Below are 14,780 nucleotides of genomic sequence, written 5' to 3'. Positions count from 1 at the left end.
TTGGATCAGATACAGCGGCCACCGTCGACTTCCATCGCGACGCCGGTAATCATGCTGGCCTCGTCCGAACACAGGAAACACGCTGCATTGCCCAGATCCTCGGGGGTCGAGAACCGGCCGATGGGAATCGTCGACAGGAACTTAGCGCGCATCTCGGGCGTGTCCTCGCCCAAGAAGCTGGCCAGAAGAGGTGTCTCGCCCGCGACGGGACACAGGGCGTTCACCCGGATCCCCTTGGGTGCCAGCTCGACCGCCATGGTTTTCGTCGCGGTGATCATCCATCCTTTTGACGCATTGTACCAGTTCAGATTGGGCCGCGGGCTCAGCCCCGCTGTCGAGGCCACATTCAGGACCGCACCCGCCCCAGCCTGGATCATCATACCGTTGAAAGCCCGCGCCATCAGGTAGACGCTTTTGCAGTTCACGTTGAAAACTCGGTCGAATTCCTCGTCCGAGACGGTCTCCATCGGTTTGGGTAAATGGGTGATGCCAGCGTTGTTGACGATGACGTCCACACCGCCCCAATCAGCCTGCACCTTGTCGGCCAAGGCGGCCACGCTGTCTGCGCTGGCAACGTCCACCTGAACGGCGATGCCGGCAACCTCGGACGCGACTGTTTGCGCCAGATCGATGTTCAGATCAGCGACCATTACCTGCGCCCCTTCGGCCGCGAACTTGCGCACGATGCCGGCGCCAAAGCCGCTGGCACCCCCGGTGACGATCGCGCGTTTTCCCTCAAGTCTCATGCATATCTCCCATTTGTTCGACCCATTTGCTCATTAGTTCCTGCGCCATCTGCTGACGCTGAGCCTTGATCTCTGGCATGGCCGTGTCCTGGCCTGCCTTGTATTTTTCATCCCCCACCGGGGTGATCACCACGTCCGGCTTTCCGAACTGATCTGCGGTGACGTCGACAATCCAATCCCCGCTTTGAACCCAGGCATGTCCGCGCCAAACGCCCTCGAACCGATACCCCTGCGGCCCCTCACTTGGGCTGCCGATCACGAAATCTGCCTGCTCCCCCTCGGATCGCAATACGTCGCGCAGGAACAGGCTGGAACGCCCGCACATCCCCTGGCTCAGCGTCAGCTTGTTGGGACTGCCACCCCGGCGATGCCAGGCCGCCCAGTAGGGCTCCAGGAATGTCCGGACAGCACGCGAGATCTTTTCCAGTCGCTGCGGCGGACGTGTTTCAGCCATGCAGCGCCGCCACTGTTTTTAACGTGGTAAAGCCGTACATCGCCTCGAAACCTTTCTCGCGCCCGTGGCCTGATTTCCCCATACCGCCAAAGGGCAGTTCAACGCCGCCACCAGCGCCGTAGTTGTTGATGAACACCTGACCCGTGCGAATGCGTTTGGCCATGCGCATCTGCCGCGCACCGTTTTGCGACCAGATCGAAGCGACAAGCCCATATTCGGTGCCATTGGCGATCGCGACGGCCTGATCTTCGTCGTCAAAGGGTATGACTACCTGTACGGGGCCGAACACTTCATCCTGTGCCAGAACGTGCTGAGGAGTGACACCGGCAAACAGCGTGGGACGAACGAAATGCCCCCCCTCTGGCGCGTCTTGCAGAACGCCTTGGGCGGCGGTTTCCAGATCCTGGCCCAACGACAAGAAATCACTGACGATCCCCCGTTGCTTTGCCGAGATCAGCGGCCCGACATCCAGATCGGCCATCGCGGGGCCCACACGCAGTTGACCGTATCGCGCGGCCATCCGCTCCAGCACCTCGTCATGCAGCGCGCGGTGCACCAGGATGCGGCTCGAGGCCGAACACGTCTGCCCCGCATTCTGAATGCCTGCGTTCACCAAAAAGGGCAGCGCGGCATCCAGATCGGCATCCTCGAACACGATCTGAGGCGACTTGCCCCCCAGTTCCAACGTCACTGGCACCACGTTCGGCGCAGCAGACATCTGAACCTGCACCCCGGTCGCCACCGAACCGGTAAAGCTGATGTGGTCGATCTTGTCCGAGGCGCTCAGCGCGGCTCCGGCCTCGGATCCCAAACCAGGCACCACGTTCAACACGCCATCGGGCAGGCCCGCCTCTTTGGCCATGTCCGCAAAGGCCAGCGCGGTCAGACAGGCATCTTCGGCCGGTTTCAGTACGCAGGCATTGCCCGTTGCCAAGGCCGCCCCAACTGACCGACCGATGATCTGCATCGGATAGTTCCACGGCACAATGTGGCCGGTCACCCCATGCGGCTCGCGCAGGGTATAGACGGTGTAGCCATCCAGGTAAGGGATCGTCTCACCATGTAGTTTGTCGGCTGCTCCGCCATAGAATTCGCAGTATCGCGCCAAGGCAATCGCATCGGCCCGCGCCTGCTTCAGCGGCTTGCCAACGTCGATGGCCTCGATCCGCGCCAGATCGTCTGCGCGCTCCAGAACCATGTCCCGAAGCCGCAAAAGTATACGCCCCCGTACGGCGGCCGGAGTCCGCCCCCATTCGCCTTCAAATGCCGTCCGCGCAGCGTCAATCGCGGCGTCGATATCCTCGGCTCCGCCACGCGCGATCGTACCGATTTCGGCCCCGGTCGATGGGTCCATCAACGGCAATACCTGCCCCGAGGCCGGAGCCACCCATTCCCCGTTGATCAGGCATTTCGCGGGGTCAAACCACAGGTTCAGCTCGCTCATCATTTCCTCCTTTCGCGACATCCTCGGGTAAGGTCGGCGCCGCGGCAATCAGTTGTCTGGTGTACTCGTGTTGAGGTGATGCAAAGACGGTGTCTGTCGGCCCTTGCTCGACGATCTCGCCTGCACGCATCACCATCACCCGGTCGGTGATGGACCGCACCACGCTAAGGTCATGACTGATGAACAGATAGGACAGATGATAGTCCGTCTGCAGCTTCGCCAGCAGGTCCAGAATCTGCGCACGGATGCTGACATCCAGGGCACTGACCGCCTCATCCAAAATCACGATATCGGGGCGCAAAATTAGGGCCCGCGCGATGGCGATCCGCTGCCGCTGCCCGCCACTGAATTCGTGGATGTAGCGATCCATCGCCTCGGCTCCGATGCCCACATCCTCCAGGACTTTGGCCACCCGGTCGCGCCAGTCCGAGGGCCGGTTTTTCATCAAATGAAACGGTTCGGCCACCAGTCGAGCAACTTTCCAGCGCGGATTAAAACTGCTGTAGGGGTCCTGGAACACAACCTGGATACCCGCCCGCAGTGCATTCGGGAATGATCGCCCAACCGGTTGATCAAAAGCGATTATTTCGCCTCCCTGGATATCCTCAAGCCCCAAAATCGCCCGCGTCAGCGTGGACTTGCCACAGCCGGATTCCCCGACCAATCCCAGGCTTTCACCCTTCTTCAGCTGAAAGCTAACCCCCTTTACCGCACGAAATGTCTGAGTGCCGCCCCACCAGCCTTTGCGGTGAATCGTGTAATCGCGGACAACTTTTCGAACATCCAAAAGAACGTCTGTCTGATCGGCCTCAGCACGGTCGGGTTGATGCGTCGAAGCTTCTAGCAGCGCTTTGGAATAAGGGTGCTGCATGTTGCGCAAAAGCCAGTCCGCAGGGCCGGATTCCACCACTTCTCCGGCTCGCATGATCACGATTTCATCGGCTAAATCTGCAACCACGGCAAGGTCGTGGCTGATCAGCAAAAGGCCCATTCCTTCTTGTTGCACCAGCCGGCGCAACAGGGTCAGAATTTGCGCCTGGGTCGTTACATCCAACGCCGTTGTCGGCTCGTCCGCGATCAGTAATTTTGGGCGCAGAGCGATGGCCATGGCGATCACCACGCGCTGGCGTTGGCCACCCGACAACTCGTGCGGATACCGGCCAAGCGGGAACTTATCCTGGGGCAGCTCGGCCCTGGCCAGGGCGTCAGCCGCACGCGACATGGCCTCGGACCGAGAGACTTTCTCGTGTACCAGGATCGTTTCCGCAACTTGGTCTCCAATCGTTTTGATCGGGTTCAAGGCGGTCATCGGTTCCTGAAAAACCATGCCGACATCGCGGCCACGCAAGCGACACATCTCGGGTTCGGAAAGGTCCAGAACATCTTGTCCGTTCAGCTTTACCTGCCCCGAACATACGGAACCGTTTGGAAGCAGATTAAGGGCCGAAAATGCCGTCATCGACTTGCCGGATCCGCTTTCACCGATCACGCCGACGATCTGACCGGGCGCAACGGATAACCCGACGTTTTTCAGGATCGGCGTGCCGTGGATGGCCAGGTTAAGCCCTTCGATCTGCAGCAGGCTCATGTCCGCGCCCTCCGCAGTTTGGGATCCAGCAGATCGCGCAGCCCATCGCCCATCAGGTTCAGACCCAGAACCGTGAGCAGGATCGCAAGGCCGGGGAACAGCGCCATATGCGGAGCAAAGGAAATCATCGTCTGGCTGTCCGCCAGCATCCGCCCCCACGAGGGCGTCGGAGGTTGCGCACCCAGCCCAACATAGCTAAGGCCTGCCTCGGCCAGGATACCCAAAGAAAACTGAATAGTTCCCTGCACAATCAACAAGTTAAGCACGTTGGGCAGAATATGTTCGACCGAGATATGCGCCGCTGATTTGCCCGAAACCCGCGCGGCCATCACATAATCGCGCGTCCACAGGCTGAGAGCGCCCGAGCGGGTCAGACGCGCGAAAACCGGAATGTTGAAAATGCCAATGGCGATGATCGCGTTCAGAGCCGAGGCCCCGAAAACGGCAGTGATCATGATTGCGATCAACAGGCTGGGAAAGGCGAAAACCAGATCGTTTCCGCGCATGATCAGTTCGTCCATCAGGCCACCTTTGCGGGCAGCGGCGGCCAGCCCCAGCGGCACGCCAATCCCCATCCCGATCCCGACAGCGACAAGCGCTACAGCGATCGAGGTCCGTGCCCCCACCATGATCATGCTAAGGATATCACGGCCGAAATGGTCGGTCCCAAGGGGATGCGCGGCCGTGGGCGATTTGATCTTATTCGCGATGTCCATGCCGGTGACCTCATAGGGCACCCAGAGAAAGCTGAGCAGGGCGGCGCCCGCGAAAATGCCGGTCAGGATGGCTCCGATCCAGAGGTTGCGATTGCCCATCAGCGCCGCCCCCTTAACCGCGGATCAACCAAAGCATAGGCCATGTCCACCGCGAAATTCACCATGATCACCGCAAAGACCAGCAGCATCACCACGGATTCAACGACGATCAGATCGCGCGCTGAAATGGACTGGAACACCAGTCGGCCCAGACCGGGCAGGAAGAAAACATTCTCGATGATGATCGCGCCGGCCAACAGGAACGAAAACTGCAGACCGATGATCGTCAGAACCGGGATCAATGCGTTGCGCAGCGCGTGGCGCCAAAGGGCCTGCCGTTTGCTAAGCCCCTTAGCGCGGGCGGTGCGGACGAAATCCTCGCTTAGTGTATCCAGCAATGAAGACCGCATCACCCGTGCCAGAATACTGGCTTGCGGAAGCGCCAGCGCCACCGCAGGCAAGGTCAGCGATTTCAGGGCGGCGAAGAAACCGGCGTCCCAGCCGACGAAACCGCCCGCGCTGAACCAGCGTAGATTGATCGCGAAGACCAGCACCATCAGCATCGCGAACCAGAAATTCGGAATGGCCACGCCCAACTGCGTCACCCCCATCACCGTCACATCCACGACCGAGCCACGCTTGGACGCAGCCCAGATCCCGGCGGGAAAAGCGATCAACGTGCTGAGCGACAGCGCATACAGCGCCAGAGGCAGGGAAATCCACAACCTCTCGCCGATCATCTCGGCCACCGGCGTGCGATAGGTATAGGACGTGCCGAAATCACCGGACAGCATTCCGCCAACCCAGGACAGATAGCGCTCCAGAACCGATCCATTCAGGCCCAGTTCGTCGCGCAACGCGGCCAGCGTGTCCTCTTGGGCGTTGATCCCCAGCATATAGGCCGCCGGATCACCTGGCACGACCTCGAGCGCAAAGAAGATCACCAGCGAGGCAACGCCAAGGCTAAGCACCAAAGACACCAATCGTTTCAGGAAATAGCGCAGCATGTCGCCCGGCACCCAGCTTCTATGACGTCCGCGCGAAGGGTCCGCGCGAACGTCGGTGTTTGGATCACTCGGCCCAATAGACGCCGGTCATATCGGTTGCCTGTGTCGGAGCGTCTTTCCACAGCCCCATTACCTTGGCGTTGGCCACGGTCGGGAAGGCCAGCTGGAACAGATATCCATTCACATAATCGCCCGAGATCTTCTCTTGCATCGCAGTCAGCAGTTCGCTGCGGCGCGCCGGATCGCTTTCCTTACCCAGGGCCGCGAACATCGCCTGGAACACGGCGCTGTCATACTGGAAATAGTAATCGGGACGCGCGTAAATGCCGATGTCGAACGGTTCGGTATGACTGACGATGGTCAGGCCATAATCCTTACCGCGGAACACCTGCTCCAGCCATTGCGCCCATTCCAGGTTGCTAATCTCGGCCTCGATCCCCACGGCTCGCAACTGGGCCGCGATGATCTCGCCCCCGCGGCGCGCATAGGACGGCGGCGGCAGCTTCAGCGTGGTCTTGAACCCGTCCGGATAGCCCGCCTCGGCCAGCAGTTTCTTGGCCATATCGGGATCATAGGCGCTGTTCCCGGTCAGATCGACATAGTCGGGATTGTGCGGCGCAAAATGGGTGCCGATGGGCGTGCCATAGCCGAACATCGCACCATCAATGATGGCCTGACGGTCGATCGCATGAGCCACGGCGGCGCGGACCTTCACGTTGTCCAACGGCGGCATCTTGTTGTTGGTGGACAGGATCGTCTCACCCTCGGTCGAGCCAACCAGCACCTGGAAACGCGGATCGGCCTCGAACTGAGGCAGGTTTTCCGGCGCGGGGAAGCCAACAAAGGCGTTCACATCCTCGGCCATCACGGCGGCAAAAGCGGCTGTCGGATCGCTGATGAACTTAAAGCTGACCTTGTCCAGTTTCGCGGGCGTGCCCCAGTAGTCGGCGTTCTTAGTCAAGTCGATCTTGTCGCCCTGCACCCAGTTGGAGAACTTAAACGCGCCGGTGCCAATCGGTGTGGTTTTGATGTTCTCGATGCTTTCGGGCGCGACGATCACCGCGTCACCCCAGGCCATGTTGAACAGGAAAGACCCGTTCGGCCCGTCCAGCGTCACCTTGACCGTCATCGGGTCCACCACGGTCACGTCGGTGATACCCGCGAACAGCGCTTTCTGAGCGTTCGCGCTATCCTCGGCACGGGCGCGGTCCAGGCTGAATTTCACATCCTCGGCATCCATGGTGGTGCCGTCGTGGAACATCACGCCTTCGTTCAGATGGAAGGTATACTCGGTCCCGTCCTCGGAAATGTCCCAGCTTTTGGCCAGACCAGGGTTTACCGAGCCATCCGCGCCGAAGCGAGTCAGGCCCTCGAACACGTTGGAATACAACACCGAGTCGATCGCCCCAGCGGCGGCCGAGGTCGGGTCCAGATGCGGCGGCTCCAGCTGCATCGCCACGACGATATCGGTTTTCGCCTGGGCCATGCCCACGCTGGCCGCCAGCGCAAGAGCGCTGATAAAGCCGGTCTTAAGTCCGTTAAAAGTCATCATCTTTCTCCCAATTGTTCAGGCAGCCTCTTCCGGGCTTGCCAAAAGCTCGATCAAGCTCCGGCCCATCACCTTCGCAGAATCGAGCATATCATCCACGCCGACATATTCATCCGGTTTGTGGGCCAGATCCAAAATCCCCGGACCATAGGCAATGCAGTTATGCAGCTTGCCGATGCGGTCGATATGCTTCTGATCGTAAGTTCCGGGGCTGACGACATATTGCGCATCCTTCCCCATCGTATCCAAGATCGCCCGCGCCACCGTTTGCACGATGGGGGCGTCTTTTTCGGTCATGGTCGGCAAAACGCGGTGCAGCTCGCGCACGTCGTACTTAAAGGTCTCGCGGCTCGCTTCGACCTTGCGCAGCACCTCCATCACCTCGGCCTGCACGTCGTCGATATCCTCTTCGATCAGGAACCGGCGATCGATCACCATCCGGCAACTGTCGGGCACGCACGGGCTGGGCAGACCGGTGAAATCTGCGTCCCCTTCGGCCTGTCCACCATGGATCGAGTTGATGTTCAGCGTTGATTGCTTGGCCCCTTCGGGTACCACAGGCATATCCGTGCGTTTCTGCGCCAGGGCAGGGAAAAGGCTGTCCTCCATTTCCTCGACAACGGCACCCATATGGCGCACCGCGCAATCACCAAGAAACGGCATCGAGCCATGGGCGATCTCGCCAAAGGTTTCAATCTCGGCCCACCAGACGCCACGATGGCCCAGGCAAATCCGGTCTTTGTTCAACGGCTCGGGAATGATCACATGCTGCACGCGTTCGGGCGCAAAGAACCCCTTCTCGGCCAGATAGGCGACACCGCCGAAGCCGCCGGATTCTTCATCCGCCGTGCCGCTGATTTCGATCGCCCCGGCGAAGTCCGGGCACACATCAATGAACGCTTCGGCGGCGATGATACTGGCCGCCAGCCCGCCCTTCATGTCACAGGCACCGCGGCCATAGATTTTGCCATCGATAAGCTGGCCACCGAACGGATCGGTCGTCCAGCCCAGCCCAACATCGACCACGTCGATATGACTGTTGAAGTGCACACATTCACCCGAGCGTTTCCCCTCGCGCCGGGCAATCACGTTCCAACGCGGATATTTCTCGCTGTCTCCGGGGGTGCCATGGGCGCGGACCAGTTCGATCTGGAACCCTTTTGAGCGCAAACGACCCGCCAGAAATTCGCAAATCTCGCGGTAATTTTCGCCCGGAGGGTTCAGCGTCGGAATACGGATCAAGTCCCCCGTCAGTTGGATCAAATCCTCGCGGCGGGCATCAATCTCGTCACTTAGGCGCTGGTCAAGGGACATTCAGGCAGGTTTCCTCTGAGTCTTGCTTTTGACCTTGAAACCATGCATCCCTTGGCCATACGGTGCCAATACCGTATCATCACGGTGAGAAAACCTGTGTCCCTGAACGAACTTGAAACCCTGGCTTTTGAGGCCGCGCCAATGGGCATCGCCCTGACCGAGCAGCGCGTGATCCGTGCCTGCAACGACACCTTTGCGCAGATGTTCGGCTTTCCCAAAGAGCAGCTGATCGGGCAAAGTTTCCGCCAACTTTACGGCACCGATCAGGAGTTTCACCAAATCCGCGATATCGGGCTGGAGCCGCTGCGCCGCTCGTTGCCCTATTCGGACGAAAGGCTGATGCGGCACCGCGACGGTCACCAATTCTGGTGTCGTTTCCGCGCCCGGACGCTGACGCCGGACAACCCGCTGGACCGTATCGTTCTTAGCTTTGCGCTGATCGACACCGACCCCGACGGGCCCACACTGACACCGCGCGAACGCGAGGTGCTTATGTGGTTGGCGCGCGGGTACACCAGCAAGGAAATCGCCAAGGTTCTGGACCTGTCCCCCCGCACAATCGAGGATGTCCGCGCGCGCCTGCTGCGCAAATTCAAGGTCAAGAACGTGGCGGTTCTGTTAAGCCGCCTGGCGGGCGTAACCCATTAAAGGGCCAGCGCCTGATTTACCAAATCGGGCAGCTTCGCGAACGCGTCAAAGCTGTGTTGATGCGGGATTTGATCGACAGGGCCTTTCCTGTAACCCTTTGTAAACAGGGCAAAAGGAACTTTGGCGCGCACAGCGGTTTCGGCATCCACCTCGCTGTCACCGACATACAACGCGGTGCCACCACCCAACTGTTCCAGCACATGAAGCAGCGGCGCTGGGTCAGGCTTTTTAACAGGTAAAGTATCGCCGCCAACGACGCATTCAAAGAAATGCGCAAGCTTCAGGTTTTTCAGGATCGCACGGGCAGGTTCCTGAGGTTTGTTGGTGCACAAAGCCAAGGAATGACCAGCCTTTTGAAGGGCTGTCAGCGCCTCGGGCACCCCGTCATAGGGCAGGGTCAACGCGGATGGGCTAGCGTTATAGTGAGCCGAGGTCAGGGCAGTCAGCTCGGCATGGCGGGCAGGGTCCAGACCGGTTCGGGTCATCACACGCTCGACCAGTTTTGGCAGCCCGTTACCGACGAACGAGATGATCGTGGGCAGGTCCAGCGGATCCAGCCCTTCGTCGGCCAGCATCCGGTTCGCAGCCTTCTGGATGTCCGGTGCGCTGTCGACCAGCGTACCGTCCAGATCAAACACCACCAAAGCCATCTGGTTCACTGGGCCGCTTGGGCCGCAGCACGGATGGCACGGATATTCTCGCCATAGACCTCGGGCGTATCGACAGACCCGCCCTTGAACACGGCCGAGCCCGCGACAAAGCAGTCAGCACCAGCCGCGACCAACGGGCCGATGGTGTTGGGATCAACGCCGCCATCAACCTGGATGTGGATCTCGCGATCGCCGATCATCTTGCGAACCTGAGCCACCTTGTCGACTGACGAGGGGATGAATTTCTGACCGCCGAAACCGGGGTTCACGCTCATGACCAGAACCATGTCGCATAGCGGCAGCAGGTGTTCGATCACCGAGGCCGGCGTACCCGGATTCAGGCTGATGCCCGCCTTGGCGCCAGTGGCCTTGATCGCCTGCAACGTACGGTGCGGATGCGGTCCGGCCTCGTAATGAGCGACGATCATGTCGGCACCCGCCTCGGCATAGGCCTCGATATAGGGATCGACGGGCGCGATCATCAAATGCACGTCCATGAAGGTTTTCACATGCGGACGGAAGGCTTTGACGGCGGGCGGGCCAAAAGTCAGGTTCGGCACGAAATGTCCGTCCATCACGTCCACATGCACCCAGTCGGCGCCTTGGGCTTCGATGGCTTGAATCTCTTGTCCGAAGTTGGCGAAATCGGCGGACAGGATCGACGGCGCGATCTTGATGTTACGATCAAATGACATGGGGCTTCCCTTTATCATATGGCGCGCGGGACGGGCCCGCACGGCCTGTTAAACGCTGTTGTCAGGCGCCTGCCTTATCGTGATAGGCGGCCACGCGGTCAACCAGTTCCGAGCTGCCAAAGACCAAAGGCGCGCGGCCATGCAGCGTGTCGGCAGCCTGGTCCATGATCGGGGTCTTGCCATCGGTAGCGCCGCCCTGAGCCTGCTCGACCAAAAAGGCCATCGGCGCGCATTCATACACCATACGCAGGCGCCCGTTTTCATAGCCACTGCGACCATCGCGCGGGTACAGGAAGATGCCGCCGCGGGTCAGGATGCGGTGCGTTTCAGCCACCAAAGAGCCGACCCAGCGCATGTTGTAGTTCTTCTCCAGCGGGCCATCGACCCCGGCCAGGCAGTCGTCGATGAAGGCGCTGACGGGCTTGGTCCAGTGACGGAAGTTCGACGCGTTGATCGCGAACTCTTTCGAAGTGGCGGGGATCTGCATCGCCTCTTCGGCCAGCTCGAACAGGCCCGAGTCGGGGTTCAGCACGAATTGCACGGTGCCTTTGCCGAAGGTCACGACCAGCGCAGTGGCAGGACCATAGACGATATAGCCGCCAGCCAGTTGTTCGTTGGCCGGGCGCAAGAAACTAGCCTCGGCCTCGTCCTTGGCCGCGTAGATCGAAAAGATCGTGCCGATCGACACGTTCACATCAATGTTCGATGACCCATCCAGCGGATCGATCGCCAGCGCATAGGCGCCTGCCTCGTTCAGCAGCACGGCATCTTCTTGTTCTTCCGAAGCATACCAGCGGACCGAGGTCGATTTCAGCGCCTCGGCGAACATCTCGTCCGACAGCACGTCCAGCGCTTTTTGACCGTCGCCATCGCTGTTTTCGCCCACCTGATGCGCCAGGGACTGCCCAAGCGAGCCCTTTGCGATGATCTTGGCCACGTCCTTGGACACGGCGCACAGGGCCTCGATAATTGGGGCCAATTCCGAGGGAATAAGGTCACTCGAGATAACTGGGGTCTGACTGGTCATTTGAATCTTCCGGGTTCTATCGGTTGCAACACGATGGTCGTGATATGCCACGCTTGGCCACAGAGTTGAATTTAATAAAGCGCACAAAGCCCAAAGAAAAACGCGATGCCCGCGAAAGAATCCGCAAATGTGCGGGGATGCGGCCCAAGTCCCGCTTTGCGGAATTTATTTTCACTATATTGAACCATGCGTTCGTTTGTGCCAACCTGCCCCGCAAGAGGGAGGAACCATTCTTGAAGCCACTCAATCCCCACCTGCCAAGGCAGGTGTGATCTATGTTTGACCGTCATCTGAGCGTCTGGCCGAAATCGGTACCCCGGCAGATCGCGTTCCCGCGCCATACCCTGTGCCAGAACCTGGCCCGCAGCGCAGCCAAGTTCGCGGACCGGCCCGCGATCATCTATCACGGGCACACGCTGACCTATGCCCAGCTGCATCAGATGGTCGAGGCCCTGGCTGGATACCTGCAAAACCGGCTGAATGTGAAGCGCGGCGACCGGGTGCTTCTGTATATGCAAAACAGCCCCCAGGCGGTGATCAGTTATTACGCGATTCTGCGTGCGGATGCGGCAGTGGTCCCCGTGAACCCCATGAGCCAGCGCGCCGAGTTGCAGCACTATGCAACAGATGCCGGGGCACGGGTGATGTTGGCCGGACAGGAACTGCTGCCCCATGCCCAGCCCCTGATCGACGCTGGTGCGCTCGGCCACGTTTTGGTTGCCAACTACAAACAGCTTGCCGACCCCGAGTATGACATTCCCCTGCCCGATCCGCTGGCTGGACTGGACCCCGAACAGATCAACGGCCCCGGGATCACGCGCTGGTCGGATGCCATTGACGCAAACGAACGCCCTGCCCCCGCCCAAGCCACGCCCGAGGATTTGGCCGTGATCCCCTATTCTTCGGGCACGACGGGTGCGCCCAAGGGCTGCGTACACACGCATTTCAGCGTGCAGGCGGTTTGCGAAGGCGGCCTGAACTGGAACCCAATGTACCCTGACGACGTTAGCCTGTCGGTCCTTCCTTTTTTCCACGTCACCGGAATGCAGACCGCGATGAACATGCCCATCGCCTCGGGTGGGGTGATGGTGATCATGACCCGCTGGAACCGCGAGGTCGCCGCCGAGCTGATCAAGCGCTATCGTGTGACCCGATGGCGCTCGATCGCGACCATGGCGATTGATCTGGTCAATGACGACAAGTTCGACAGCTATGATCTGAGCAGCCTGAAAGCCATCGGAGGCGGCGGGGCCGCCATGCCCGAGGCTATCGCGAAAAAACTGAAAGACATGACGGGTCTGGACTATGTCGAAGGATATGGCATGTCGGAAACCATCGGTGCCACCCACACCAACCCGGTCGACGCACCAAAACGCCAATGCCTGGGCATTCCGATGTTCGACGTGGACAGCCGAGTGATCAACCCCGCGACCCTGGACGAACTGGGCCCCAACGAAACCGGCGAGATCATCATGGCCGGCCCGCAGATTTTCCAGGGGTATTGGAATAACCCCGCCGCCACGGACGAGGTATTCATGCACCGCGATGGCAAGACCTTTCTGCGCACCGGGGATCTGGGATATTATGACGAGGACGGCTATTTCTTCATGGTCGACCGGGTGAAACGCATGATCAACGCCGCCGGATTCAAGGTTTGGCCGGCCGAGGTTGAAGCGATGATGCTGAAGCACCCCAATATCGCCGAGGCTTGCGTGATCTCAACCACGGACCCGCGCCGGGGCGAAAGCGTGAAGGCCGTCATCATTCCTCGAGGGCAGGTCTGTGCGCAGGACATCATCACCTGGTGCCGCAGTGAAATGGCCGCCTACAAATGCCCCCGAGTGATCGAATTCGTTGACGAGTTGCCCAAATCGGGGTCGGGCAAGGTGCTTTGGCGAGAACTTCAGGACAAGGAGACCGCACAAGACCCCTAGACCAATGCGCAGCTTGACCGGAAACACCCTGATAAAGTAGTTGCGAGCAACCCTCTCTCATCTCACCACGGATGAGACGCAAGCCACGGAGAACGGTGTGCGAAAAAGAACGACTGAAACCGCGGCCGATCTGGTCGAGGCTGAATACGAAAACGATCGCCAGTTTGTGACATCGCTGCATCGCGGCCTGGAAATCTTGCGCGCGTTCAAACCCGACGATACCGGTGGCCTGGGCAACCGCGAATTGGCCGAACGGACGGGTTTGCCGAACTCGACCGTGTCCCGCCTGACATACACCCTGCTAAAGCTGGGCTATCTGGTCTACGAAGAAAACACCGGACGCTACAAAATGGGCGTGCCGGTTCTGGGCTTGGGCTATGCCTGCCTGGGCGGCCTGCGCATCCGCGAAACCGTGCAGCCCCATATGCAGCGCCTTGCAGACGAATGCGGCGACGGCGTGTTGGTGGCCCTTGGCGGGCGCGACGACATGACCATGACCTATATCGCGGCAGCACGGGCGTCCGCAGGGATGATTTCGCTGCAGTTGAACGTAGGCTCGCGTATTTCTCTGGCCCGCTCGGCCATGGGGCGCGCCTATATCGCTGGCACGGACGAACACGAGCGCGCCCAGATCATGCAGCGCATCCATGACCGCACCGCGCCCGAGGACTGGCCCCGCACCCAAGCCGAGATTGCCGAAGCGGCCGAGCAGATCCGCACCCAGGGTTTTTATGCCAATATCGGGCAGTGGCAGCCGGATGTGAACTCGGTCTCGGTACCGTATCGGTCGATGCACGGCGACACGCCCATGCTGTCCTTCAACCTGGGCGGTCCGGCCTATATCCTGCCCAAGGAACGCCTGATCGAAGAGCTGGGCCCCAAGCTGGTTCAGATGCGCAACACCATCGCGCGAGTGAGCGGCTAGGCCTCAATACGCCTGGAGTTCAGAACCAAATAGCGACAGCTTTA

Annotated in this window: 14 protein-coding genes; 3 read left to right on the top strand and 11 right to left on the bottom strand. The window is 60.1% G+C overall.

Annotated elements, in window-relative coordinates; translation table 11 throughout:
- Window positions 1–5: 5 nt before the first annotated feature.
- The 8 genes from ACOQOQ_RS05925 to ACOQOQ_RS05890 form a co-directional block, all read right to left on the bottom strand.
- A complete protein-coding gene (locus tag ACOQOQ_RS05925) occupies window positions 6–746 on the bottom strand; it encodes an SDR family oxidoreductase (RefSeq protein WP_420569213.1) in 741 nt (246 codons plus the stop codon).
- Window positions 736–1,200, bottom strand: coding sequence for a hypothetical protein (locus ACOQOQ_RS05920; RefSeq protein WP_420569212.1), 465 nt, complete (start codon window positions 1,198–1,200; stop codon window positions 736–738). The genes ACOQOQ_RS05925 and ACOQOQ_RS05920 overlap by 11 nt, the downstream gene beginning before the upstream one ends.
- A complete protein-coding gene (locus ACOQOQ_RS05915) occupies window positions 1,193–2,644 on the bottom strand; it encodes an aldehyde dehydrogenase family protein (RefSeq protein ID WP_420569211.1) in 1,452 nt (483 codons plus the stop codon). The genes ACOQOQ_RS05920 and ACOQOQ_RS05915 overlap by 8 nt, the downstream gene beginning before the upstream one ends.
- A complete protein-coding gene (locus ACOQOQ_RS05910; protein ID WP_420569210.1) occupies window positions 2,619–4,232 on the bottom strand; it encodes an ABC transporter ATP-binding protein in 1,614 nt (537 codons plus the stop codon). Before ACOQOQ_RS05910 ends, ACOQOQ_RS05915 begins: the two co-directional genes overlap by 26 nt.
- Window positions 4,229–5,047 (bottom strand): ABC transporter permease, encoded by an 819-nt coding sequence (locus ACOQOQ_RS05905; RefSeq protein ID WP_420569209.1) that lies wholly within the window; start codon window positions 5,045–5,047, stop codon window positions 4,229–4,231. The genes ACOQOQ_RS05910 and ACOQOQ_RS05905 overlap by 4 nt, the downstream gene beginning before the upstream one ends.
- Window positions 5,047–5,994: an ABC transporter permease gene (locus tag ACOQOQ_RS05900; protein WP_420569208.1), complete on the bottom strand. Its 948-nt coding sequence runs from the start codon at window positions 5,992–5,994 to the stop codon at window positions 5,047–5,049. The genes ACOQOQ_RS05905 and ACOQOQ_RS05900 overlap by 1 nt, the downstream gene beginning before the upstream one ends.
- Window positions 5,995–6,058: 64 nt before the next feature.
- Window positions 6,059–7,543, bottom strand: a complete 1,485-nt coding sequence (locus ACOQOQ_RS05895; protein ID WP_420569207.1) for an ABC transporter substrate-binding protein — start codon at window positions 7,541–7,543, stop codon at window positions 6,059–6,061.
- An 18-nt stretch (window positions 7,544–7,561) separates the two neighbouring features.
- Entirely contained in the window at window positions 7,562–8,857 is a 1,296-nt protein-coding gene (locus ACOQOQ_RS05890; protein ID WP_420569206.1) for an acetylornithine deacetylase/succinyl-diaminopimelate desuccinylase family protein, read from the bottom strand.
- 96 nt (window positions 8,858–8,953) lie between these two features.
- Here ACOQOQ_RS05890 and ACOQOQ_RS05885 point away from each other — a divergent pair, with 96 nt between their 5' ends.
- Window positions 8,954–9,505 carry a LuxR C-terminal-related transcriptional regulator gene (locus ACOQOQ_RS05885; protein ID WP_420569205.1) on the top strand — a complete coding sequence of 184 codons (552 nt, stop codon included), beginning with the start codon at window positions 8,954–8,956 and terminating at the stop codon, window positions 9,503–9,505.
- Here ACOQOQ_RS05885 and gph read toward each other — a convergent pair.
- The 3 genes from gph to ACOQOQ_RS05870 all read right to left on the bottom strand — a co-directional run bounded on the left by gph (window position 9,502) and on the right by ACOQOQ_RS05870 (window position 11,877).
- Window positions 9,502–10,155 carry a phosphoglycolate phosphatase gene (gph, locus tag ACOQOQ_RS05880; RefSeq protein ID WP_420569737.1) on the bottom strand — a complete coding sequence of 218 codons (654 nt, stop codon included), beginning with the start codon at window positions 10,153–10,155 and terminating at the stop codon, window positions 9,502–9,504. The two genes, ACOQOQ_RS05885 and gph, sit on opposite strands and share 4 nt — an antisense overlap.
- Window positions 10,156–10,160: 5 nt before the next feature.
- A complete protein-coding gene (gene rpe / locus ACOQOQ_RS05875; protein ID WP_420569204.1) occupies window positions 10,161–10,850 on the bottom strand; it encodes a ribulose-phosphate 3-epimerase in 690 nt (229 codons plus the stop codon).
- A gap of 61 nt (window positions 10,851–10,911) precedes the next feature.
- Window positions 10,912–11,877 (bottom strand): class 1 fructose-bisphosphatase, encoded by a 966-nt coding sequence (locus ACOQOQ_RS05870; protein ID WP_420569203.1) that lies wholly within the window; start codon window positions 11,875–11,877, stop codon window positions 10,912–10,914.
- Window positions 11,878–12,152: 275 nt separating this feature from the next.
- Here ACOQOQ_RS05870 and ACOQOQ_RS05865 point away from each other — a divergent pair, with 275 nt between their 5' ends.
- The gene (locus ACOQOQ_RS05865) at window positions 12,153–13,811 is read left to right on the top strand and encodes a long-chain-fatty-acid--CoA ligase (protein ID WP_420569202.1); all 1,659 of its coding nucleotides are present in this window, start codon (window positions 12,153–12,155) and stop codon (window positions 13,809–13,811) included.
- 97 nt (window positions 13,812–13,908) lie between these two features.
- Window positions 13,909–14,736, top strand: coding sequence for an IclR family transcriptional regulator (locus tag ACOQOQ_RS05860; RefSeq protein WP_420569201.1), 828 nt, complete (start codon window positions 13,909–13,911; stop codon window positions 14,734–14,736).
- Window positions 14,737–14,780: the final 44 nt, after the last annotated feature.

It is taken from the genome of Thalassovita sp. (genome assembly GCF_965218685.1).
Taxonomy (GTDB): Bacteria; Pseudomonadota; Alphaproteobacteria; order Rhodobacterales; family Rhodobacteraceae; genus Thalassobius.
Note: the sequence above shows the minus strand (reverse complement) of the source record. Positions and strands in the feature narration are given on the sequence as shown.

Bases quoted from the DNA above. Each gene is read 5' to 3' on its own strand.
- gph (WP_420569737.1), bottom strand. From the start codon at position 10,155: ATGGCTTTGGTGGTGTTTGATCTGGACGGTACGCTGGTCGACAGCGCA.
- ACOQOQ_RS05870 (WP_420569203.1), bottom strand. From the start codon at position 11,877: ATGACCAGTCAGACCCCAGTTATCTCGAGTGACCTTATTCCCTCGGAA.
- rpe (WP_420569204.1), bottom strand. From the start codon at position 10,850: ATGTCATTTGATCGTAACATCAAGATCGCGCCGTCGATCCTGTCCGCC.
- ACOQOQ_RS05865 (WP_420569202.1), top strand. From the start codon at position 12,153: ATGTTTGACCGTCATCTGAGCGTCTGGCCGAAATCGGTACCCCGGCAG.
- ACOQOQ_RS05890 (WP_420569206.1), bottom strand. From the start codon at position 8,857: ATGTCCCTTGACCAGCGCCTAAGTGACGAGATTGATGCCCGCCGCGAG.
- ACOQOQ_RS05900 (WP_420569208.1), bottom strand. From the start codon at position 5,994: ATGCTGCGCTATTTCCTGAAACGATTGGTGTCTTTGGTGCTTAGCCTT.
- ACOQOQ_RS05895 (WP_420569207.1), bottom strand. From the start codon at position 7,543: ATGACTTTTAACGGACTTAAGACCGGCTTTATCAGCGCTCTTGCGCTG.
- ACOQOQ_RS05910 (WP_420569210.1), bottom strand. From the start codon at position 4,232: ATGAGCCTGCTGCAGATCGAAGGGCTTAACCTGGCCATCCACGGCACG.
- ACOQOQ_RS05905 (WP_420569209.1), bottom strand. From the start codon at position 5,047: ATGGGCAATCGCAACCTCTGGATCGGAGCCATCCTGACCGGCATTTTC.
- ACOQOQ_RS05925 (WP_420569213.1), bottom strand. From the start codon at position 746: ATGAGACTTGAGGGAAAACGCGCGATCGTCACCGGGGGTGCCAGCGGC.
- ACOQOQ_RS05920 (WP_420569212.1), bottom strand. From the start codon at position 1,200: ATGGCTGAAACACGTCCGCCGCAGCGACTGGAAAAGATCTCGCGTGCT.
- ACOQOQ_RS05915 (WP_420569211.1), bottom strand. From the start codon at position 2,644: ATGAGCGAGCTGAACCTGTGGTTTGACCCCGCGAAATGCCTGATCAAC.